This is a genomic window from Pseudoxanthomonas wuyuanensis, assembly GCF_900215535.1.
Lineage (GTDB): Bacteria > Pseudomonadota > Gammaproteobacteria > Xanthomonadales > Xanthomonadaceae > Pseudoxanthomonas_A > Pseudoxanthomonas_A wuyuanensis.
Genome location: NZ_OCND01000010.1, coordinates 37,458 through 60,744, shown reverse-complemented (window position 1 = coordinate 60,744; position 23,287 = coordinate 37,458). Strand labels below are relative to the sequence as shown.

Annotated in this window: 16 protein-coding genes and 1 pseudogene; 13 read left to right on the top strand and 4 right to left on the bottom strand. The window is 65.0% G+C overall.

Annotation, left to right across the window (positions count from 1 at the left end):
- Positions 1-48: 48 nt before the first annotated feature.
- The 3 genes from CRO39_RS17145 to CRO39_RS17135 all read right to left on the bottom strand — a co-directional run bounded on the left by CRO39_RS17145 (position 49) and on the right by CRO39_RS17135 (position 3,439).
- A complete protein-coding gene (locus CRO39_RS17145) occupies positions 49-1,077 on the bottom strand; it encodes a copper resistance protein B (protein WP_097123189.1) in 1,029 nt (342 codons plus the stop codon).
- Positions 1,074-2,882, bottom strand: coding sequence for a copper resistance system multicopper oxidase (locus CRO39_RS17140; protein ID WP_097123188.1), 1,809 nt, complete (start codon positions 2,880-2,882; stop codon positions 1,074-1,076). The genes CRO39_RS17145 and CRO39_RS17140 overlap by 4 nt, the downstream gene beginning before the upstream one ends.
- Positions 2,883-3,019: 137 nt before the next feature.
- A complete protein-coding gene (locus CRO39_RS17135) occupies positions 3,020-3,439 on the bottom strand; it encodes a CopL family metal-binding regulatory protein (protein WP_097123187.1) in 420 nt (139 codons plus the stop codon).
- A 442-nt stretch (positions 3,440-3,881) separates the two neighbouring features.
- Between CRO39_RS17135 and CRO39_RS17130 the strand changes: the two genes are divergently transcribed.
- The 13 genes and pseudogenes from CRO39_RS17130 to CRO39_RS17070 all read left to right on the top strand — a co-directional run bounded on the left by CRO39_RS17130 (position 3,882) and on the right by CRO39_RS17070 (position 22,050).
- Entirely contained in the window at positions 3,882-5,021 is a 1,140-nt protein-coding gene (locus CRO39_RS17130) for a PLP-dependent cysteine synthase family protein (protein ID WP_097123186.1), read from the top strand.
- Positions 5,022-5,031: 10 nt separating this feature from the next.
- Positions 5,032-7,053, top strand: coding sequence for a M3 family metallopeptidase (locus tag CRO39_RS17125; protein WP_097123185.1), 2,022 nt, complete (start codon positions 5,032-5,034; stop codon positions 7,051-7,053).
- Positions 7,054-7,711: 658 nt separating this feature from the next.
- On the top strand, positions 7,712-8,767 hold the full coding sequence (gene rfbB, locus CRO39_RS17120) for a dTDP-glucose 4,6-dehydratase (RefSeq protein ID WP_097123272.1): 1,056 nt from the start codon (positions 7,712-7,714) through the stop codon (positions 8,765-8,767).
- A gap of 16 nt (positions 8,768-8,783) precedes the next feature.
- Complete coding sequence (gene rfbA, locus CRO39_RS17115; protein ID WP_097123184.1) at positions 8,784-9,671, top strand: glucose-1-phosphate thymidylyltransferase RfbA; 888 nt, start codon at positions 8,784-8,786, stop codon at positions 9,669-9,671.
- Complete coding sequence (gene rfbC / locus CRO39_RS17110; RefSeq protein WP_097123183.1) at positions 9,668-10,225, top strand: dTDP-4-dehydrorhamnose 3,5-epimerase; 558 nt, start codon at positions 9,668-9,670, stop codon at positions 10,223-10,225. Before rfbA ends, rfbC begins: the two co-directional genes overlap by 4 nt.
- The gene (gene rfbD / locus CRO39_RS17105; protein WP_097123182.1) at positions 10,222-11,121 is read left to right on the top strand and encodes a dTDP-4-dehydrorhamnose reductase; all 900 of its coding nucleotides are present in this window, start codon (positions 10,222-10,224) and stop codon (positions 11,119-11,121) included. Before rfbC ends, rfbD begins: the two co-directional genes overlap by 4 nt.
- Positions 11,122-11,676: 555 nt before the next feature.
- Positions 11,677-13,268 (top strand): annotated as a pseudogene (locus CRO39_RS17100) (alpha/beta hydrolase family protein).
- A gap of 201 nt (positions 13,269-13,469) precedes the next feature.
- Positions 13,470-15,461: an OPT family oligopeptide transporter gene (locus CRO39_RS17095; RefSeq protein ID WP_097123181.1), complete on the top strand. Its 1,992-nt coding sequence runs from the start codon at positions 13,470-13,472 to the stop codon at positions 15,459-15,461.
- An 87-nt stretch (positions 15,462-15,548) separates the two neighbouring features.
- Complete coding sequence (locus CRO39_RS17090) at positions 15,549-17,675, top strand: S9 family peptidase (RefSeq protein ID WP_097123180.1); 2,127 nt, start codon at positions 15,549-15,551, stop codon at positions 17,673-17,675.
- Between the two features lie 68 nt (positions 17,676-17,743).
- Positions 17,744-19,003, top strand: a complete 1,260-nt coding sequence (locus CRO39_RS17085) for a DUF819 family protein (protein WP_097123179.1) — start codon at positions 17,744-17,746, stop codon at positions 19,001-19,003.
- 118 nt (positions 19,004-19,121) lie between these two features.
- A complete protein-coding gene (locus tag CRO39_RS17080) occupies positions 19,122-20,798 on the top strand; it encodes a carbon starvation CstA family protein (protein ID WP_097123178.1) in 1,677 nt (558 codons plus the stop codon).
- Positions 20,795-21,073 carry a cory-CC-star protein gene (locus CRO39_RS17075; protein ID WP_097123177.1) on the top strand — a complete coding sequence of 93 codons (279 nt, stop codon included), beginning with the start codon at positions 20,795-20,797 and terminating at the stop codon, positions 21,071-21,073. Before CRO39_RS17080 ends, CRO39_RS17075 begins: the two co-directional genes overlap by 4 nt.
- Positions 21,064-22,050, top strand: coding sequence for an ArsA family ATPase (locus CRO39_RS17070; RefSeq protein ID WP_097123176.1), 987 nt, complete (start codon positions 21,064-21,066; stop codon positions 22,048-22,050). The genes CRO39_RS17075 and CRO39_RS17070 overlap by 10 nt, the downstream gene beginning before the upstream one ends.
- A 207-nt stretch (positions 22,051-22,257) precedes the next feature.
- On the opposite strand, the gene corA is transcribed toward CRO39_RS17070, so the two are convergent.
- Positions 22,258-23,274, bottom strand: a complete 1,017-nt coding sequence (corA, locus tag CRO39_RS17065) for a magnesium/cobalt transporter CorA (protein WP_097123271.1) — start codon at positions 23,272-23,274, stop codon at positions 22,258-22,260.
- Positions 23,275-23,287: the final 13 nt, after the last annotated feature.

The following is a 23,287-nucleotide window of genomic DNA, read 5'->3' as shown; positions in this document are numbered from 1 at the left end:
CATCGGGGCAAGGAATGAAAATGAGGCCGCTGCGGCATGCGGCAGCGGTCAGAACCACAGGCGCACGCCGACCACTACGCGGGTATCGCGCGCGGGTTCGCCTTCCTCGCGGCGGTAGTCCGCGGTGTTGCCGAACGCGCGTTCGTGCACCACACCGATATAAGGCGCGAACCGGCGGGTGAACTCGTAACGCAGGCGCAGGCCGGCCTCGATCTTGTTCAATCCGGTGCCGACGCCGTGCTGCGGGTCGTCCTTGAACGACAGATCGGCTTCGATCAACGGTTGCAGGATCAGGCGGTTGGTCAGCAGCAGGTCGTATTCGGCTTCCAGCGTGGCGGCGGTGCGGCCGCCCGAACCGACATAGGCGGTGGCCGACAATTCGAACTTGTAGGGCGCCATGCCTTGCACGCCGAACGCCGCCCAGGTCTGCGAATCGGCCGGCCGGAAATCCTGCTTGACGCCCACCAGCAGATCCCACCACGGCGAAACGCTGCGGCCGTACATCGCTTCGAGATCGGACGCTTCGGTGCGGCCGCCTTCGCGCTCGCCTTCGCTGCGCAGCCACAGGCGGTTCAGATCGCTGCCGATCCAGGCGCTGCCTTCCCAGGCCTGCCCGGTGCCGTGATCGGCATCCCAGGCTTCCAGGCGATTGAACAGGACGAAGCGGTTGATGGCGGGCGCATGCTCCATCGCATGATGGTCGAGAGCGGGAAATGCGGCGGCGCGATCGGCATCGGTGACTGCCGGGATCGGTTCGATGGGAGCTTGCGTTGCCGGCGTGCCATGGCCCATTGCGGCATGGTCTACCGGCGACGGGTCGCTGTGCCGGCTGTGATCCATTTGCGAGTGGTCCATCTGCGAGTGGTCCATTGTCGAATGGTCGACAGCTTGCCCGGTCCGGTCCGCGTCGGCCTTGGTTTCATGCCCGGCATGGGATTGCGCACCGGTTGTCGGCCTGGCCGCTTCGGATTGCGCGGCGTGCTGCGAATGATCGTGCTGCGCATGCGCATTGCCGTTGCTGGCCAGGGCCAGTGCGACGGCCAGAACAGTGAGGGAAATCCTGTGATGGATGTTCATTCCTCGATCCTCACTTCGCGCATCATGCCGGCTTCCATGTGGTAGAGCAGGTGGCAATGGAATGCCCATCGGCCCAGCGCATCGGCGCGCACGCGATAGCTGCGGCGCGTGCCCGGCGGCATGTCGATGGTGTGCTTGCGCAGGTGGAAGTTGCCGCTTTCGTCTTCCAGATCGCTCCACACGCCATGCAGGTGAATGGGATGCTGCATCATGGTGTCGTTGACCAGCACGATGCGCATGCGCTCGCCATAGTTGAGCCGGAGTGGTTCGGCGCCAGCGAATGGAATGCCGTCGAACGACCAGGCGAACTTCTCCATATGCCCGGTCAGGTGCAGCTCGATTTCGCGGCCGGGATCGCGGCCGTCCGGGTCGGGGAACAGGCTCTTCATATCGGCGTATGTCAGCACCTTGCGGCCGTTGTTGCGCAGGCCGATGCCGGGGTCGTCCAGTTTCGGCGCGCTGGCCATCGACTGCATGTCCACCAGCGGGTTGCCGGTCTCACCGGGCGGATGCCTGGGTGTCTTATCGTCACCGCCATGCGCGCTGTGGTCCATGCCGGCCATGCCCATGCTGGTGCCGCAGCTGCCTTCCATGCCCTTGCCCATGCTGGCGCCGCAACCGCCTTCCATGCCCTTGTGGCCGGACATGTCGTGGCCCATGTCGTCCATCGTCAGCAGCGGGCGCGGATCGCGGGCAGGCACCGGTGCCTGCAGCCCTGCGCGCACGGCCAGTGTGCCGCGCGCGTAGCCGGTGCGGCCCATGTCCTGGGCGAACACGGTGAACGCATCCTGGCCGCTGGGCTCGACGATGACATCGAAGGTCTCCGCTACCGCGATGCGGAATTCGTCCACCGTGACCGGGTGGATGTACTGGCCGTCGGCCGCCACCACGGTCATCTTCAAGCCCGGGATGCGCACGTCGAAATAGGTCATCGCCGAGCCGTTGATGAAGCGCAGCAGCACCTTTTCGCCGGGACGGAACAGACCGGTCCAGTTGCCGGCCGGGGCATTGCCGTTCATCAGGTAGGTGTAGGTGTGCGCATTGATGTCGGAAATGTCGGTGGGCGTCATCCGCATGCGGTCCCACATGGCGCGTTCGCGCAATGCCGCCGACAGGCCATCGCGCCTGGCGTCGCGGATCAGATCGCCCAGCGTGAGCTGGTAGTAGTTGTCGTAGCTGGCCATCTTCTTCATGCGCCGGAACAGCGCACCAGGATCGGTATCGGTCCAGTCCGACAGCAGCACGACGTGTTCGCGGTCGTAGCGGTAGGGTGCCGGTTCCAGCGGGTCGATGATCAGTGCGCCGTACAGGCCGGCCTGTTCCTGGAACAGGGAATGGCTGTGGTACCAGTAGGTGCCGGATTGCTTGAGCTGGAAACGGTACTGGTAGGTTTCGCCCGGAGCGATGCCGTTGAAACTCAGGCCCGGCACGCCGTCCATGTTGGCCGGCAGCAGGATGCCGTGCCAATGGATGGAGGTCATCGCGTCGGGCAGGGCGTTGGCCACGCGCAGGTTGACGGTATCGCCTTCTCGCCAGCGCAGGATGGGCGCCGGCAGGCTGTTGTTGACGGTGATGGCCGGACGCGTGCGGCCGGTGAAATTGACCGGCGATGCGCCGATGCTCAGCTTGAAATCGGTACCGCTCAGTACCTGCGGTGCGCCGGTGATGCCGCTGGAAGCCAATGCGGGCAGCCGCCACAGGCCGGCGCCTGCGGCCACGCCGCCCAGCGCCAGGCCCTGCACGAAGCGGCGCCGCGACAGTGCCGCGCCGGTGCGGGAAGGTTCGTCGAATAGGTCGTTGGACATGGAGAAACTCCAGGTTCTTGGTATCACGCGGGCGGCCTTCAGGCCGGATGCGCGGAAAGCCGACTGTCCTTGCCGGCCTTGCGATTGGCCGTGCGACAGGGACGGATATGAAGCTACGGCAAGGCGCCGTTTGCGGCTCAGCGGATGGGAGGCCGGATCGGCTGATGCGACAGCGTCGCGCTGCGCAGGAAGTCGTTGCCCGGGAAAAGAGCCGGGCCGCGCTCGAACGCCACCGGCGTCGGCAGGGCCGCAATCGCAGCCGCCGAGGATGCGTGGACGTGACAGGCGTGGTTGCAGGCCTGGCCGCCATCGCAGTCCGGCTGCGCGGCGGCATCGGCTGCCGGCGTTTGCGCAATGGCATGGTGGGCGTGGCTGCCAGCATGCCCGGCCACGGTGCCCTGTCCGTGAGCAGCGGCACCGGCATGGGCGCAAGCCGGTTGCGTGGAACCGTCCGCATGCGCCGGGGTGCCAGCGACAGCGGCCCACGCATCCACCGATCCGTTGAGGACCAGCAGCGCGCTCAGCAGCAATCGCATCAGCAGGGAGGGGAACGACATGGCGGGCAGGGGCGGTGGCGCAGGAAGGGGACAGGAGCCGCGAGGGGCCTATTGAACCATCCAGGTCATTGAATGGGAAGGGAAAAAAGTCTGGTGCAGGTCCAGGGTTAAGCCGCCGTCCCGCTTTGCCGTGGTTGCGGCGGCAGCCCCGGGGGCCGCGCCACCTGCGCCAGCGCGGCCGGCGGGCGCTGCAATGCCGCTGGTTGCGCCGCGCAGCAAGGACGCGCGCCGGGCAGGCAACTGGAAAGCGTGCCACCTGCGCATTCCAAGCCGCCAGTCCGGGAACATGTCCGGACTGGCTCCCAACGGATCGCTGGCTGCGTTGTTCAACGGTCTGCAAGGCGCGCGCCGCCGCGCCAGGGCAGGTGTCAGGAATTGTTCCGCCGCCTTGGCATATATTGGCGGCGTACGGACTATCGCCGTTCCAGGCACTGATGCATACATGAACCAACGCACCTGGGTGGCCGCGTCCATCCGCAAGATCGAGGCCGACTTCAACCGTTCCGCCGATACCCACCTGATTCCGATGGCACTGCCGGGCTATCCCGGAATTGACCTGTATCTCAAGGACGAATCCAGCCACCCGACCGGAAGCCTGAAGCACCGCTTGGCGCGCTCGTTGTTCCTGTACGCGCTGGCCAACGGCTGGCTGCACGAGGGCGCTCCGGTCATCGAGGCCTCCAGCGGCTCCACCGCGGTATCCGAGGCCTATTTCGCGCGCCTGCTGGGGTTGCCATTCATCGCGGTGATTCCGGCCTGCACGTCGCCGGACAAGATCAAGGCCATCGAGTTCCAAGGCGGAAGCTGCCGCCTGATCGACGATGCCGGTGCGATCAACGGCGAGTCGGAGCGGCTGGCGCGCGAGACCGGTGGCCATTTCATGGATCAGTTCACCTATGCCGAACGCGCCACCGACTGGCGCGCCAACAACAACATCGCCGAGTCCATCTTCAACCAGATGGCCGAAGAGCCGCACCCGGTGCCACGGTGGCTGGTATGCAGCCCCGGCACCGGCGGCACCAGCGCCACACTGGGGCGCTTTGTCCGCTACCGCCGCCACGACAGCCGCGTGCTGTGCGCGGACCCGGAGCACTCGGTGTTCTTCGACTACTACCGCAGCGTGCTGCAGGGAACGCCGGCGCAGGACATGACGCTGCCGGTGGGCTCTGGCATCGAAGGCATCGGCCGCCCGCGGGTGGAAGCCAGCTTCATCCCGCAATGCGTGGATGCGATGGTCAAGGTGCCGGACGCCTTAAGCCTGGCGGCGATGCGCCATGTCAGCGCGTGCCTGGGGCGGCGCGTGGGTGGTTCGACCGGCACCAACTTCATCGGCGTGCTGATGGCGGCGCAGGCGATGCGTGCCGAGGGGCAGCAGGGTTCCATCGTGACCATTCTGTGCGATGGCGGCGAGCGCTACGCGCATAGTTACTACAATCCGCGCTGGTACGGCGATTGCGGCATCGACATCGAAGCAGCCGACGCCGAATTGGCGATGGCGGTCGAAGGCGCACCGCTGGCGTCGCTGCGTACGGCAGGCGATCTGACCTGGTCTGCCGAAGCGCTTGATTCGAACATCAGCTGAGAAGCCATCCATGTCCAATCCGCTACTCGATTTTTCAGGATTGCCGCGATTTGCGGATATCCGCCCGGAACATGTGACGCCGGCCATCGAAACGCTGCTGGCGCAGGCGCGCGCGGCGGTCGAAGCGGCCGAAACGGCGGCGCCCGACTGGGACAGTTTCATCGTGCCGCTGGACGATGCCGGCGAACGGCTTGGCCGCGCCTGGGGCCAGGTGGCGCATCTGCAGGCGGTGCTCAACACGCCGGCGCTGCGCGAGGCCTACAACGCCAACCTGCCCAAGCTGAGCCAGTTCGACGCCGAAATGAAGCAGAACCTGGCGCTGCACGCACAGTACCAGCGCCTGGCCGCGGCCCCGGAACATGCGGCAGCCAGCGATGCGCGCAAACGCGTGATCGAAAACGCCCTGCGCGATTTCCGGTTGGGCGGAGCGGAACTTGCCGATGAACAGAAGAGCCGCTTTGCCGCGATCAAAGAGGAACTGGCCAGCTTGTCCGCGCATTTCGAGCAGAACGTACTCGATGCCATCGACGCCTACGCGCTGTACGTGGAGGAGGGGACCGAACTGGCCGGCCTGCCGGCGGACGTGCTGGCCGCCTGCCGCGCCGCCGCGGAAAAGGAAGGCCGGCCGGGCTACCGTCTGAATCTGCAGATGCCGTGCTATCTGCCGGTGCAGAGCTATGCCGACAATCGCGCGCTACGCCAGACCCTGTACCGGGCCAGCGTCACTTGCGCATCGGAACTGGACGCGCCCGAACGCGACAACAGCGCGCTGATCGAGCGCATCCTTGCGTTGCGCCACGAACTGGCGCAATTGCTGGGCTTCGGCAGCTATGGCGAATATTCGCTGGCGACCAAGATGGCCGATACGCCCGAACAGGTGTCGGCGTTCCTGCACGATCTGGCCGCGCGCGCCAGGCCGCATGCGCAGCAGGATCGGGCGCAACTGGAGGCGTTCGCACGCGAAACGCTGGGCCTGGACACGCTGGAGGCCTGGGACATCGCCTATGTCAGCGAGAAGCTGAAGCAGGCGCGCTACAGCTTCTCGCAGCAGGAAGTGAAGCAGTACTTCACCGAGCCGCGCGTGCTGGCCGGCTTGTTCGGAGTCATCGAATCGCTGTACCGCTTGCAGGTGCAGCCCGATACCGCGCCGGTCTGGCACCCCGATGTGCGCTTCTACCGCCTGGTGAACGCCGAAGGCGCGCTGGTCGGCCAGTTCTACCTGGACCTGTACGCGCGCGAAGGCAAACGCGGCGGGGCCTGGATGGACGACTGCCGCAACCGCCGCGACAAGGCCGATGGCGTGCAGACGCCGCTGGTTTATCTGGTCTGCAATTTCGGCCGCGGCGTGGACGGCAAGCCGGCCACCTTCAGCCATAACGAGGTCATTACCCTGTTCCACGAAATGGGCCATGGCCTGCATCAGTTGCTGACCGAAGTCGGCGAACTGGGCGTGGCCGGCATCAACGGGGTGGAATGGGACGCGGTGGAGCTGCCCAGCCAGTTCATGGAGAACTTCTGCTGGGAATGGGAACGCCTGCAGGCGATGACCGCGCATGCCGACACCGGTGAGCCATTGCCGCGCGCGCTGTTCGACAGGATGCTGGCGGCGAAGAACTTCCAGAGCGGCATGGCCACGGTGCGGCAGCTCGAGTTCGCCTTGTTCGATATGGAACTGCACGGTGGCCCCGGCGCGGGAATCAGCCATGTGCAGCAGGTGCTGGACCGGGTGCGGCGAGAGGTGGCAGTCAATATCCCGCCGCCGTGGAACCGGTTCCAGCACCAGTTCGGCCATATCTTCGCTGGCGGTTACGCCGCCGGCTACTACAGCTACAAATGGGCCGAGGTGCTCAGCGCCGATGTCTATGCGGCCTTCGAAGAGGCGCCTGATGACGTTCCGGCGACCGGCGAGCGCCTGCGTACGCAGATACTGGCGCGCGGCGGCAGCCGGCCCGCGCTGGAGAATTTCACCGCCTTCCGCGGGCGGCCGCCGCAGGTCGATGCGTTCCTGCGGCATGGAGGGTTGTCGGGGTAGTCGGGCAGGGAACCCTTGAAAAGCCGAGTTCTTCGGAATTCAGGAGGCACCCTTTGACAGTGTTCTGGTTCGTTGGAAAGCCCGAGTCAATGACTCGAAAACTATCGTAATGGCGAAATTCATGCTTTTAGCCGCCGTCATGCCGATCTCTCAGCCATTCGCTGAGTGGTCGTCGCTAGGGGCTGTTGCCGTTTCCCGAGTAGGCCGCGTTGGGTCTGGTAAGCCGTCAGTGGGCGTTGCGCGGCGCAGCGCCTGACTGGCCGTCAGAGCCCAGGAGTCAAGCCGCGCGGCGGCGGCTGGCGGCTTACCAGGCCCAACCCGCAGAGCCTGCCCCGTACTTGATACGGGGGCCGGATCTGCGCGCGCCCGGGGCCGTGTCATCACTCGGGCGTGGACCAACGTCCACTTCCTCGCTCTTCCTTGCCCCGAACGCGCGCAAATCCGGCGCGACCTGCTCGGGAAACGGCAACAGCCCCTAGGCCGTCTGCAGAATTGCTAAGCTTAGCGGCCGAGGGCTTAGATTCCTGGCCAGGACGGCATATCAACTCGCTTTTTCCGGGTAGTTCGTTGGCATCTTCGGCGCTTGATGCCGGTTCGATCTGTGTCCGTTCAAGCGAGGCAACTGAAATGAATAATTCTTACTTTGGAGATTGAATCCGTGCCGACTTGGCTTGTGACCGGTGGAGCCGGTTTTATTGGCGGTAATTTCGTACTGCGGGCGGTGGCTCAAGGCGTACGCGTCATCAATCTGGATGCGCTGACCTACGCGGGCAACCTGGATACGTTGTCGTCGCTGGACGGCAATCCGGCTCATGTGTTCGTGCATGGCGACATCGGCGACCGAGCGCTGGTTTCCCGGTTGCTGGCCGAGCATCGGCCCGATGCGGTGCTGAATTTCGCCGCCGAGAGCCATGTCGACCGCTCGATCGATGGGCCGGGCGCATTCATCCAGACCAACGTGGTCGGTACGCTGGCGCTGCTGGAGTCGGTACGCGACCATTGGCGCACGCTGGAAGGCGAGCGGCGCGACGCGTTCCGTTTCCTGCATGTCTCCACCGACGAGGTCTACGGCTCCCTGGGCGAGACCGGCAAGTTCACCGAGGACACGCCGTATGCGCCGAACTCGCCGTATTCGGCTTCGAAGGCGGCATCCGACCACTTGGTTCGGGCGTTCCACCATACCTACGGCCTGCCGGTGCTGACCACCAATTGTTCCAACAATTACGGCCCGTACCATTTTCCAGAGAAACTGATCCCGCTGATCATCGCGCGCGCGTTGGCCGGCGAACCGTTGCCGGTCTATGGCGATGGCAAGAATGTGCGCGACTGGCTGTTCGTCGGCGACCATTGCGCCGCCATCCGTACCGTGCTGGAAAAAGGCCGGGTGGGCGAAACCTACAACGTCGGCGGCGACGCCGAGCGCCGCAACATCGATGTGGTGGAGACCATCTGCAAGCTGTTGGATGAGCGTCGTCCGCGCCAGGACGGCAAACCGCGCGCCAGCCAGATCGCCTTTGTCGCCGATCGTCCGGGCCACGACCGCCGCTATGCGATCGATGCCTCCAAGCTGAAGAACGAACTTGGCTGGGAGCCCCAGCACAGCTTCGAGCAGGGCATTGCCGAAACCGTGGATTGGTATCTGGCCAACCAGGCATGGGTGAAGCGGGTGTTGGACGGCAGTTATCGCCTGGAACGTATCGGTACGGCCGCTTGAGGGCGCAGGAATCAACATGACCACACGCAAAGGCATCATCCTGGCCGGAGGCTCGGGCACCCGGCTTTATCCGCTCACCCAGGCAATCAGCAAGCAGTTGCTGCCGGTGTACGACAAACCGATGATCTACTACCCGCTCAGCGTGTTGATGCTGGCCGGCATTCGCGAGGTGCTGGTGATCAACACGCCGCACGAGCAGGCGCTGTTCAAGCAGCTACTCGGAGATGGCTCTCGCTGGGGCATGGATATCCGTTACGCAGAGCAGCCCAGCCCGGATGGACTGGCGCAGGCCTATCTGATCGGCCGCGAATTCGTCGACGGAAAGCCCAGCTGCCTGGTCCTGGGCGACAATATCTTCCACGGCCATGGCTTCAGCGAGACTCTTCATCGCGCCGATGCGCGCACCGAAGGCGCTACCGTATTCGGCTACTGGGTCAACGATCCCGAGCGTTATGGCGTAGCGGAATTCGATGCGGACGGGCGCGTGGTCGGTATCGAAGAGAAGCCAACGCAGCCGCGCTCCAATTATGCTGTCACCGGCCTGTACTTCTATGACGGCAACGCCAGCGACTACGCTGCTTCATTGAAGCCATCGGCACGCGGAGAGCTTGAAATCACCGATTTGAACCGGCGCTATCTGGAAGCGGGCAAGCTGCACCTGGAGCCGCTCGGCCGCGGCCATGCCTGGTTGGATACCGGTACCCATCAGTCCCTGCTGGAAGCATCCACCTTCATCGAAACCATCGAAGCCCGTCAGGGCCTGCGCGTGTGCTGCCCGGAGGAGATCGCCTTTGGCAACGGCTGGATAGACGCGCAGCAGTTGGAAAAGTTGGCCGCACCGCTGGCCAAGAACGGCTACGGTCAGTACCTGCTGTCGCTGGCGACACGCGGGGTGGTGCGATGAAGATCGTCGAGACCAAGCTGCCCGGCTGCGTGGTGATAGAGCCTGCGGTATTCGGCGATGATCGTGGTTTCTTCTTCGAAACGTGGAATGCCGATCGCTACGGTCAGCACGGCCTGCCTACCCGGTTCGTTCAGAGCAATGTCTCTTCGTCGGCGCGCGGCGTATTGCGGGGACTTCACTATCAATGGCCCAATCCCCAGGGCAAGCTGGTAAGCGTACTGGAAGGCGAGGTGTACGACGTGGCGGTCGACATCCGCAGCGGTTCGCCGCATTTTGGCCAGTGGGCGGCAGTGATGCTGAGTGCGGAGAACAAACGGCAGTTCTGGATTCCGGAAGGTTTCGCGCATGGGTTTGCGGTGCTGTCCGAGCGTGCGGTTTTCAGCTACCTGTGCACAGCGCAGTACGACAAGGCCGCGGATGCTGGCGTGCGTTGGGACGATGCCGCCATTGGTATCGACTGGCCCGTCTCCGCACCACTGCTGTCCGACAAGGACGCCAAGGCGCCACTGCTCGCGGATGTGCCGGCCGAGCGCCTGCCGACTTTCCCGGCATGAAGAAGATCCTGCTGCTGGGGGCCAATGGCCAGGTCGGCCACGAACTGCGGCGCAGTCTTGCGCCGTTGGGCCAGGTAGTGCCGACGACGCGAACAGGCCTGCTCCCGGACGGCGCGGACTGCCTGGGCGCCGATTTCGACCGGCCCGACCGGATCGGACAGTTGATTGCCGATGCCGCACCGGACATCGTCGTCAATGCCGCCGCCTATACGGCGGTGGACCGCGCCGAGGACGAGCCGGAGGCGGCGTTTCGGGCGAATGCCGAAGTGCCCGGCGTACTGGCCAGGGCATGCGCCGACCGCGGCGCCACCCTTGTGCATTACTCGACCGACTACGTTTTCGATGGCCAAGGACAGCGGCCTTACCGGGAAACCGACGCCACCGCGCCATTGGGCGTTTATGGCGCCAGCAAGCTGGCAGGCGAACAGGCGGTAACCGAGGCTGGCGGCGCGCATTTCATCTTCCGCACCGCCTGGGTGTACGGAACGCATGGGCATAACTTCATGAAGACCATGCTGCGCCTGGCCGCTGAACGCGACGAACTGCGGGTCGTGGCCGATCAGTTCGGCACACCGACACCAGCGTACCTGATTGCGGATGCGACCGCCGCGGTGTTGGGTCGGCTATCCGGCGAACACACCGGTGTTTATCATCTGACGGCCAGCGGTAAAACCAGCTGGCACGGGTTTGCCGAGGCCATCATCGCCGGCGCGTTCGAGCGCGGCATGCTGGCGCGCCGTCCGGCTGTGCAGGCGATTGCCACTGCGCAATTCCCCACGCGCGCCCAACGCCCGGCGTTCTCCTGCCTCGACAGTACGCGGCTGGAAACGTTGCTGGGTTTCAAGTTTCCGCTTTGGCGCTCCGGGCTGGGCAAGGTCCTGGACGGGACCAGTTGACCGTAGTTCCGCAGGTCGGGTTAACTCTGCAAAGCCGCAGCCCACGGGATTCACGCATTGCGTGAAGGGACGTGGCCAAAGCCGTCGCTCCGCCGTTCCGGCAATCATGGGAAGTCGCCAATTGCCGGTTGCGCAGGGGTTGCGCGAGCTCATTTTATCTAAGGACAGGGGAAAGACATGGGGAAGTGGGGAATTGCGCTGGTCGCCGGCTTTTGTCTGGCAATGGGAGCTGCCGTAACGCCGGCCAAGGCGCAGGTCGACGTTGACGCATTCATCAGGAAGGACAAGTTCGGCAGCATCAAGCTCTCTCCCAGTGGCGAGTTCTATGCGGCGTCGGTGCCTTTGGAAGATCGCACGGCTTTCGCAGTCATGCGCCGCTCGGACAGAAAATTGACCACGTCCTTCGCCTTGGGCAAGAACGTGCATGTGGCCAACTTCTGGTGGGTAAGCGACGGACGCGTGTTGTTCTCGGTAGAAGAGAAGTATGGTTCGCTTGATGAGCCATTCGCCACCGGTGAACTGTTTGCAGTCGGTGCGGAAGGAGGTGCGCCGGAAATGCTGGTGGGTTACCGGGTAGCGGATCGAGGGCCGGGTACGCGGATCCAGCCGAAGACAGCTGAGAACGTATCTGCGTTCTTGGTGGATCCTCTGACAAGCGACAGCCGCAACGTGATCGTCTCGATATGGCCATGGAACAGAGAGCCATTTAGTCGCGCCGAACGAATGGATATCTACACCGGCCGTCGCGTCACTCTGGCCAGGGCTCCGGTCGCAAGGGCAGACTTTACGACCGACCACCAGGGTGTAGTGAGATTCGCACTTGGCTCCGGTTCGGACAACGTCAGGAAGCTTTACTATCGTGCAGGCGCGGATAGCGAGTGGGAACTGATCAACGACGAAGCGGTTTCCGGCCGGGTGGAAACGCCGGTAGGTTTCTCCTCGGACGACACCAGGGTTTATTTGACGGTCGAGCAGACCAGCGGGCCTGACGTTATCGTGGAGATGGATGTCGCGACCAAGGCAAGAAAGGACGTCTTCCGCAATGATAACGTCGACCCTGCCGCCATCATCGTATCGAACCAGTTCAAACCGGTGCCGGTGGGCGCATTGTTTGTGGACGGCAAGCCGCGAACCGAATTCTTCGATGGGACAGATGAAATGGCAAGGCTCTATAGAAGCCTGGAAGCCGTTTTTCCTGGCGAATCGGTAACGGTTACCTCGTCTACTGCGGACGGCCGGTTGTCGCTGATAAGGGTCGATTCGGATCGGAATCCTGGGGACTTCTACGTCTTCGATACGGAAACGAAAAAGGCCGATTATCTCGTCGGGCGGCGAGACTGGCTGGACCCTGCGCAACTGGCGGAGGCGCGTCCGATCAGGCTAAAAGCCCGCGACGGCCTGGAATTGCACGGCTACGTCACCTTGCCGCCGGGGGCCGGCGACGGCCCGCGGGCGATGGTGGTTCTGCCTCACGGGGACCGTTCCAGGTACGGGATTGGTGGGGATTCGACAACGAAGTGCAGATGCTTGCGTCAGCCGGCTACGCTGTACTGCAGGTCAACTTCCGTGGCTCCGACGGTTATGGCCGTGCCTTCGCGCAGGCTGGCGCCAGGCAATGGGGCGGAGCCATGCAGGATGATCTGACCGACGCCACTCGCTGGGCGATCGACGCAGGGCTGGCCGATCCCGACCGGATCTGCATCTACGGCGCCAGCTATGGTGCCTACGCATCGCTGATGGGAGCCGCCAAAGAGCCCGATCTGTACCGCTGCGCGGCTGGCTACGTCGGTGTCTACGATCTGCCCATGTTGCACTCGGCGGGAGGCATTCGTCGCAATCGTTCCCGGGAGACCTACCTGCGCGAATGGTTGGGCGAAAAAAACCAGATCTCGGCCGTCTCACCCACCAACCTGGCCGACCGCATCAAGGTGCCGGTATTCCTGGCTGCGGGCGGCGAAGACGAGCGTGCGCCCATCCAGCATTCGGAGTTGATGGAGCGGCGGTTGAAGGCGGCCGGCGTGCCGGTGGAAACGCTGTACTACAAGACCGAGGGCCACGGTTTCTACACCGAGGCGCATCAGCGCGAGTACTACACCAGACTGCTGGATTTCTTCAGCCGGCATATCGGCGGAGCGAAGGCGAAGTAGCGCCATCCGAACTGCGGAAGGATGCGCGCGCTCCTTGAGGGTACGGGAGTCCGCGCCTCTGCCGGTGTCCGGCCTGCGCCAAGGCGGCACCGGGCGGGGAACGTCCGGATGGCAGGCGAAACCGGAGCGCGTCTGGCTTCGGCTGGACTTGCCGGGGCGATACCGATAGCGTGTCCGGCTTCTGCAGAACCGGACACGCCCATGCGCCATCCTCCCGCAACGCCGCAATTGACTTTCCGTGCCGTCGTACTGGCCATTGTGCTGGCCGTGGTGCTGTCGGCCGCCAACGCCTATCTGGGCCTGTTCGCCGGTTTGACCGTGGCCACCGCCATCCCGGCCGCGGTGGTGTCGATGGGGGTGCTGCGTCTGCTGGGGGGCGGCACCATTCTGGAAAACAACATCGTGCAGACCGGCGCCTCAGCCGGTTCGTCGATCGCCGCGGGCGTCATCTTTACGATTCCGGCGCTGATCATCCTGGGCTACTGGCGGGACTTCCAGTATTCGTGGGTGCTGGCCATTGCCGGTCTCGGCGGCCTGCTGGGCGTGCTGTTCTCGGTGCCGCTGCGCCGCTCGATGATCGTCGAGGAGCCCTTGCCCTTCCCCGAAGGCAAGGCCGCGGCGGAAGTGCTGAAGGCCGGTGAGAACCCCGGCCCGGGCCTGAAGATCCTGGCCTTCTCCGCCGCCATCGGTGCGGTGCTCAAGGTCGCCGCGCACAGCGGCATGCGCCTGATCCCGGATACGGCCGCGGGCGCCGGCTTTTTCGGCAAGTACCTGGGTTATATGGGGACCAACCTGTCGCCGGCGCTGCTGGGCGTGGGCTATATCGTGGGCCTGAACATCGGCATCGTGGTGCTGTCCGGCAGCATCCTGTCCTGGCACATCGCCATCCCGCTGTACCACATGTTCTTCATGGGCACCGACCCGGGGCTGGCGCAGAGCATCGCCGGTGCGGGGCCGGAAGACGTGGCTGGCGCGATCTGGTCGGCCAAGATCCGCTACCTGGGCGTGGGCGCGATGCTGATTGGCGGGGTTTGGACGCTGTTCTCGCTGCGCAAGTCGCTGCTGTCGGGCGTGAAGAGCGGCATCGCCGCCGCACGTGCCGGTTCAGGCGGCGCCGAAGTGGCCGAGACCGAGCGCGACCTGCCGATGAAGTGGATGCTGGTGGCGCTGGTGGTGTTCGTGCTGCCTCTGCTGCTGCTGTACCAGGCCATTGTCGGCTTGTGGCACGTCAGTATCCCGATGGCGATCATCATGATCGTGGCCGGCTTCCTGTTCGTTTCCGTGTCGGCCTACCTGGCCGGCCTGGTCGGTTCGTCCAACAACCCCGTGTCGGGCATCACCATCGCCACCATCCTGTTCGCCTCGGTCGTGCTGCTGTTGCTGCTGGGCGAGAGCGGGCGCATGGCCGTCGGTGCCGGCGGCGCGCCGCTGGGCGCGGTGGCCGCGATCATGATTGGCGCGGTGGTGTGTTGCGCCGCGGCGGTCGGCGGCGACAACCTGCAGGATCTCAAGGCGGGCTACCTGGTCGGTGCCACCCCCTGGAAGCAGCAGTTGATGCTCGGCATCGGCGCGTTTTCCTGCGCGCTGATCATGGCGCCGGTGCTGAACGTGCTGTCCGAGGCCTACGGCATCGGCGCGCCGACGGCCGAGCATCCCAATCCGCTGTCCGCGCCGCAGGCCACGCTGATGGCCTCGGTGGCCAAGGGCCTGTTCGGCGGCGAACTGCCGTGGGGCATCATCGGCATCGGCGCTGCGATCGGTGCGCTCATCATCGCCATCGACGAGGCGCTGAAGGCCAAGGCCAGCAGCTTCCGCGTGCCGGTGTTGGCGGCGGCGATCGGCATCTACCTGCCGCTGGAACTGATGGTGCCGATTTTCCTCGGCGGCCTGCTGGCCTACCTGGTCGAAAAGCGCCACGGCATGGTGGGCACGAAGGACGAAACCGCGCGCGACCGCCTGCATCGTCCGGGCACGCTGTTCGCCGCCGGCCTGATCACCGGCGAGGCCTTGATGGGCATTGCGGTGGGCATCGCCATCTACGCCAGCAAGGACCGCGACGTGCTGGTGCTGCCGGAGATGTTCCAGCAGGGCGAGATCGTCGGCCTGGTGGTGCTGGCGGTGGTCGGCTGGCTGCTGTATCGCACCGGCGCCAAGTCGAAGGCGCTGGGCGACGTCGAGCCCGGCCCCATGTAGCCTGCCGGCAAAGGCATGACTTCATGCCTTTGCGCCGAACCGTTGTTACGGCCTAACATCGGCGTTTTGCCCTTGCCGGAGCCCCGGATGAACCTGCGTTTTGCCCTGCTGCCCTTGTGCCTGTTGGCGTCGATGCCTGTTGCCGCGCAGCAGCGCGGATTCGACGTACGCGATCTGGCCGCGCTGGAGCGCGTGTCCTCGCCGGTGCTGTCGCCCGACGGCAGCCGGGTGGTGTTCGCCAAGCGCCAGATCGATGCCGAACTGAGCAAGGCCAGCACCGGCCTATGGGTGCGTCACCTGCTGACCCGCGACATGGCGCCGCCCAAGCGGCTGACGCCGGAAGACTGGAACGTCAACTCGCCAGCCTTCTCGCCCGACGGCAAGACCGTCTATTTCCTCAGCGGCAAGTCAGGCACCCAGCAACTCTATGCGATGCCGGTAAACGGCGGCGCGCCGCGTCAGCTGACCGACTTCGCACTGGATGTCGGCAGCTACAAACTGTCGCCGGACGGCACGCAGGTGGCTTTCAGCGCCGACACGTTTGCCGAATGCAAGGCCGATTTCGCCTGCAGCAAGCGCAAGCTGGATGCGGCGGCGACGGCCAAGAGCAGCGGCGTGGTCTACGACCGCCTGTTCGTGCGCCATTGGGATACCTGGAGCGACGGTCGTCGCAGTCGCTTGTTCGTCGCCGCGCTGCCGGCGGCCAAGGACAAACCGCTGGCCGCGGCCACCGCGTTGACCGACTCGCTGGACGGCGATGTCCCATCCAAGCCGTTCGGCGATGCCGGCGAATACAACTGGTCGCCGGATGGAAAGACGCTGGTCGCCAGCATCCGCGTGGCCGGTCGGGAAGAGCCCTGGTCGACCAACTTCGACCTATACCAGGTCAATGCCGATGGCAGTGCTACGCCGAAGAACCTCACCGCTGCCAACAAGGCCTGGGATACCGGTCCGGTGTTCAGCGCCGACGGCAGGACGCTGTTCTACCGCGCGATGAAGCGTCCGGGTTTCGAGGCCGATCGCTTCGCGCTGATGAGCCTGTCGCTGGATGGCGGCACGCCGCGCGAAATCGCAGCGGACTGGGATCGCTCGGCCGACGGCATCACGCTGTCGGCCGATGGCGGCACGCTTTACACCACCGCCCAGGACCTGGGCGAACACCCGCTGTTCCAGATCGACATCGCCACCGGCAAGGTCGACAAGGTCATCGGCGAGGGCAGCGTTTCCGATTTCCAGCTGGCGGGCGACATGGTGGCCTTTACCCGCAGTACGCTGCAGACCAACAACCAGCTCATCGTCGCGTCGCTGGCCGAGAAGGCCGAGCTGGATCGCCAGCGCGCCGAAGGCGCCACGGCGGCAGGTCCGTTCCGCGTCATCACTCCTTCGGTGGCCGATGTGGCCGGCGACGTGCGTCTTGGCGATTTCGAACAGTTCAGCTTCAAGGGCTGGAACGACGAAACCGTGCACGGCTACGTGGTCAAGCCGTGGAATTATGTGGATGGGCAGAAGTATCCGGTCGCGTTCCTGATCCACGGCGGGCCGCAGGGCAGTTTCGGCAACGGCTGGAGCTATCGCTGGAATCCGCAGACCTACGCCGGCCAGGGCTATGCCGTGGTGATGATCGATTTCCACGGATCCACCGGCTATGGCCAGGCATTCACCGACTCCATCAGCGGCGACTGGGGCGGCAAGCCGCTGGAGGACCTGCAGAAGGGCTGGGCGGCTGCGCAGCAGAAGTACGCCTTCCTCGACGGCGACAAGGCCTGTGCGCTGGGCGCCAGCTACGGCGGCTACATGGTCAACTGGATCGCCGGCAACTGGTTCGACGCCGAGGGACGCTCGCCGTGGAAATGCCTGGTCAACCATGACGGCGTGTTCGACACCCGTTCGATGGGCTATGTGACCGAGGAACTGTGGTTCACCGAATGGGAAAACGGCGGTACTCCGTATGAGGTGCCGCAGAACTACGAGAAGTTCAATCCGGTCAACCATGTCGCCAACTGGCGGGTGCCGATGCTGGTGGTGCAGGGCGAGAAGGACTACCGCGTGCCGGTGGACCAGGGCCTGTCCACGTTCACCGCGCTGCAGCGCAAGGGCATCGAATCCAGGCTGCTGTATTTCCCGGACGAGAACCACTGGGTGCTGAAGCCGCAGAACAGCATTCTCTGGCACGACACCGTCAATGCCTGGCTGAAGCAGCATATCGGCCGGTAATCCTCTCCGCAGTTCCGGCGCGCCGCATCCATGGCGCGCCTTTTTTTCGCAGTACACAGGAACCACAGATGGCAGCCATCGCAAGCGGCGCTCCGCTGATCACCAACGACGCCGTCGTCCTCGGCCTGCTCGCGGCCACGCTGGGCTTCGTGTTCTGGAGTTCGTCGCGGCCGAGCGGGCCGTGGAAAAAGTTCTACGGCATCGTGCCGGCATTGCTGATGTGCTATCTGCTGCCGGCCATCTACAACAGCATCGGGCTGATCGACGGCGAAACCTCCCAGCTGTACCCGATGGCGCGCGACTATCTGCTGCCCAGTTCGCTGGCGCTGTTCTGCATCGCCATCGATATCGGCGCCATCCTGCGGCTGGGGCCGAAGGCGATCATCATGTTCCTGACCGGCACGCTTGGGGTGATGCTGGGGGCCATCGTGTCGTTTGTGGCGTTGGGCATCATCCATCCTGAAACGGTGGCCGGCGACACCTGGCGCGGCATGGCCACGCTGGCCGGCAGCTGGATCGGCGGCGGCGCCAATCAGGCGGCGATGAAGGAAGTGTTCGCGGTCGATTCCACCCTGTTCGGGCAGTTCGTCGCGGTCGACATCCTGGTCGCCAATCTGTGGATGGCGGTGCTGCTGTTCCTGATTCCGCGCGCGCAGGCCTTCGATCGCTGGACCGGTGCCGACACTTCGGCCATCGACGATCTCAAACAGCGGATGGAGACCTACCAGGCCCAGCATGCGCGCAATCCCAGCCTGGCCGATCTGATGGTGATCCTGGGCATCGGCCTGGGCAGCACCGGGCTGGCGCACTTCCTGGCCGGGCCGCTGGTCGCCTGGATCAAGACCTTGCCGGCGGAGTGGCGGCTGGAGGACTTCAGCCTGACCTCCGGATTCTTCTGGATGGTGGTGCTGGCCACTACCATCGGCCTGTTGCTCAGCTTCACCCGCGCGCGGACGCTGGAAGGCGCCGGCGCTTCCAAGGTCGGCACCGCGATGCTGTATTTCCTGATCGCCAGTATCGGCATGCATATGGATCTGGCCGCGCTGCTCGACAAGCCCTGGCTGTTTGCGCTGGGCCTGATCTGGATACTGACCCACGGCACGCTGTTGCTGTTGGTGACCAAGCTGATCCGGGCGCCGCTGTTCTTCATGGCGGTGGGTTCGCAGGCCAATATCGGCGCGGCGGCCTCGGCACCGGTGGTCGCCAGCGCCTTTCATCCGGCGCTGGCGCCGGTGGCGGTGCTGCTGGCGGTGTTCGGCTATGCCCTGGGCACCTATGCGGCCTACATCACCGGACAGTTGTTGCGGCTGCTGGCCGGGGCCGGTTAGGACCTCCGACTTTGGTCGTAGGCCGCTCGCCTGAACGGGCCGTCGCCCTTCCATTCGGGGGCCATTCGTTTCATGCTCCCGGCAGCCCGGATGAACCCGCAACCGGGGGGAGCGAAGCATGAGCGCGATTCTGTTGATGGTCGTGGGCCTGGGCGTGATGTCGCTCGGTTACCTGTTCTATTCCAAGTTCATCGCCGAGAAGATCTACCGGCTGGATCCCGATTTCGTCACTCCCGCGCACGAGCTGCGCGACGGGGTCGACTACGTGCCGACCAACCGGTTCGTGTTGTGGGGCCATCACTTCACCTCGGTAGCCGGCGCTGCGCCCATTGTCGGGCCGGCCATCGCGGTCATCTGGGGCTGGGGACCGGCGTTCCTGTGGGTGGTGCTGGGCACGGTGTTCTTTGCCGGCGTGCACGACTTCGGCGCGCTGTGGGCCAGCGTGCGCAACAAGGGCAAGTCGATCGGCATGCTCAGCGGCAGCTTCATCGGCCGGCGCGGGCGCAACCTGTTCCTGGTGGTGATCTTCCTGCTGCTGCTGATGGTCAATGCGGCGTTCGCGGTGGTCATCGCCAACCTGCTGGTCAGCACGCCCACTTCCGTCATTCCGACCTGGGGCGCGATTGTGGTGGCGCTGATCATCGGGCAGATGATCTATCGCTACCGGTTCGGCCTGCTGTGGCCGTCGATCGGCGGCGTCATCGTGCTGTACGCGCTGATCCTGCTGGGCAACCAGTACCCGATCGTGCTGCCTGAAAGCATTCTGGGCCTGAACGCCAAGTCGTTCTGGATCGTGGTGCTGTTCCTGTACGCCGGCGTCGCTTCGCTGTTGCCGGTGTGGGTGCTGCTGCAGCCGCGCGACTACATCAACGGCCTGCAGCTGTTCGTCGGCCTGGGCATCCTGTACGCGGCGGTGCTGCTGTCGGCCCCGGCCATCGTGGCGCCGGCGCTGAACGATGCATTGCCCGCTGGCACTCCCAGCATCGTGCCGCTGCTGTTCGTCACCATCGCCTGCGGCGCGATTTCCGGCTTCCACGGGCTGGTGTCCTCGGGCACCACATCCAAGCAGTTGGACAAGGAAACCGATGCGCGTTTCGTCGGTTACTTCGGTGCAATGGGCGAGGGCATGCTGTCGCTGGCCGCCATCATCTGCTGCACTGCCGGCTTTGCGACGCTGGTCGATTGGCAGACGGTCTACAGCAAGTTCGGCGCTGGCGGCGTCGGTGCGTTCGTCAACGGCGGCGACAAGCTGCTGGTCGACGGGCTGGGCATGCCGGCCAACCTGGGTTCGACGATGCTGGCCACGATGGCCATCCTGTTCGCCGCCACCACCATGGATACCGGCCTGCGCCTGCAGCGCTTCGTGGTGCAGGAAGCCGGAGAAATCGCCGGTTTCAAGGTCGGCACGCTGGTGGGCACGCTCATCGCGCTGGCGGTGTGCATGGCGCTGGCGTTCGGCGCAGGCGCCGATGGCGGCGGCGGCATGGTGATCTGGCCGCTGTTCGGCACCACCAACCAACTGCTGGCGGCGCTGACGCTATCGATCATCTCGGTGATCCTGATCAAGCAGGGCCGCAATGCCTGGTTCACGCTGGTGCCGCTGGCGTTCCTGCTGGTGATGTCGGTGTACGCGCTGGTCGTGCAGCTGAAGACGTTCTACACCGATCAGAACTGGCTGCTGCTGGGCATGGATGTTGTGATCCTGATCGCCGCGCTGTGGGTGACGCTGGAGGCCTTCATCGCAATGAGCAAGGGCCGCGATCCCGCCCATGCCGAGGCGCAATCGCGGCCGTGAACGGATCGGGCGACAAGCCCGCTTCGTGGCTGGAGCGGGTGTCGGCCGGACTGCGCGAGTTCTATATCGCGCCGTACCGGCGGACGTTCGCCCGCGCCCAGCGCGATGAGGAAGACCTGTTCATGATGCTGGTGTTCGCCGAGTCCTTGGGCGTCCCCAACCCGGCAACCTATTACACGCTGGAACTGATGCCGGCCATGTACGAACGCTTCCATGCCTGGCACAGGCGCATGGGCATGGATCGCTCGCCGCTGGATCACATCGGATGCTGCTAGCCCTGGCTGCGGCGCGCCGGGTGTTGTTCTTCGGCGGCAAGGGCGGGGTGGGCAAGACCACGGTGGCGGCTGCCACGGCCTTGGCCCAGGCCGGCGCCGGGCGCAGGGTGCTGCTGGTTTCCACCGATCCGGCGCACAATCTGGGACATCTGTGGGCACGCGAGGTCGGGCCGCAGATCGTGCGGCTGGCGGCGGGCCTGGATGGACTGGAACTGGATCCGCAGGCCACCGTGGATGCGCACCTGGCCGAAGTCGGCGATGCGTTGCGGCGGTTGATGCCCGAACATCTGGCCGGCGAAGTCGACAAGCACATGGCGTTGTCGCGCGATGCGCCGGGCATGCATGAGGCGGCGCTGCTGGAGCGGATTGCCGAACTGGTCGAGCAGGGTCTGCGCGACTACGATCTGATCGTCTTCGACACTGCGCCTTCAGGCCATACCGCGCGGCTGATGGCGTTGCCGGAAATGATGTCGGCCTGGACCGAAGGCCTGCTGCGGCGCCAGCAGCGCAGCGAGCGCTTCGGCGCAGCGCTGCGCAACCTGGGCAGCGATGAAGGCGTCGGCACCCGCATCATCGGCGGCGAACGCACCGGCACCGGCGAGGACCGCGATCAGCGCATCCGCCAGTTGCTGCACCGCCGCCGCCACCGTTTCGAACATCTGCGCGAAGTGCTGACCGACAGCGCCAGGACATCGTTCGTGATCGTGCTGGCGGCCGAGCGTCTGCCGGTGCTGGAGACCATCGAACTGCACGCGCAGCTGCTGCGCGCCGGCATTGCCGTCGGCGGGCTGGTGGTCAACAAGCGTTCGCCGGCCGATGCCGGCGCATTCCTGGCCGAGCGGCACGTACAGGAAGAACAGCATATGCATACGCTGCGCTCGGCTTTGCCGGGACTGCCGCTGCAGCAGTTGCCGCTGCTGGCCGGCGATGTGGTCGGCGCCGGTGCGTTGCAGGCGTTCGCCGCCCGCTTGTCCTAGAGCATTTTCAATTCGCCACTCCTGCGCAGGCGGGAGCCCAGCGCCTTGGCCGCGTTCTGGACGGCTTGAGCCGCCGTCCGCGGTTAAAAGCCAGCGGCCGAACGGCTGGTCAAGCCACGGGTTCCGGCCTGCGCCGGAAACGCTTCGCAACAGCCGAATGGCTGGTCATGACGGGGCTGTAGACATCTGGGGCAAAAGCGCTCCAGATCAAAGCCAGCGCGAGCGTTTGAACAGCTTGTACAGGACGCCGCAGACAATGATGACCACGACAATCAGGATTGGATAGGCGTAACGGTCGTCCAGTTCCGGCATGCCGCGGAAGTTCATGCCATACCAGCTGGCGATCAACGTCGGCGCGGCCAGCAGCGCGGCCCAGGCGCCCAGCCGTTTGACCGTTTCGCCCTGTGCCAGCGTGACCAGCGACAGGTTGACGCTGAGCGCGGTGCCCAGCATGTCGCGCAGCGTATCGATGGTTTCGTTGACCCGCAGCGCATGGTCGTGCACGTCGCGCAGGTACAGCCGGACTTCCTCCGGCACCAGCGGGCTCTGGCTGCGGACCAATTGCGACAGCACGTCCTGCAGCGGCGCTACCGCCACCCGCATATAGGTCAGTTCGCGCTTCAGATCGTACAGCCGCGTCACCACGCTGCGCCGGTAGGTGTCGGAAAAGATGTCGCGCTCCAGCTTCTGCAGGGTGTCGCGGAATTCCTGCACGATGGGCTGGTAGTTGTCGACGATGAAGTCGAGCACCGCGTACAGGCCGTAGGCCGGGCCCAGCGCCAGCAGCTCCGGTTCGCGTTCGACCCGCGTGCGTGTGGGCGCGTACGACAGCGAAGCGCCGTGGCGGACGGTGATGAGATAGCGTGGGCCAAGAAAGGCCTGGGTTTCGCCGTAGCGGATTTTTTCGTCCACCACCTGTGCGGTATGCGCGGCCAGGAACAGCGAGTTGCCGTAGGCTTCCACCTTGGGGCGCTGGTGCGCCTTGCGTGCGTCCTCGACGGCCAGATCGTGCAGGCAGAATTCCTCCTGCAGTTTCTCCAGGATGGCTTCGTCCGGCTCGTACAGGCCGACCCAGAGAAAGCTGCCGTCGTCGGTGGCCAGCACATCGCTGATGTCGTCCAGACCGATGTCGTGCCGCTGTCCGTCGCGGTCGTACATCACGCAGTTGATCACGCAGCTTGGCAGCGCGGGTTTGTCGCTGTGGACGGGGGAGGCTTCGCTCATCCGCGCATCGTGC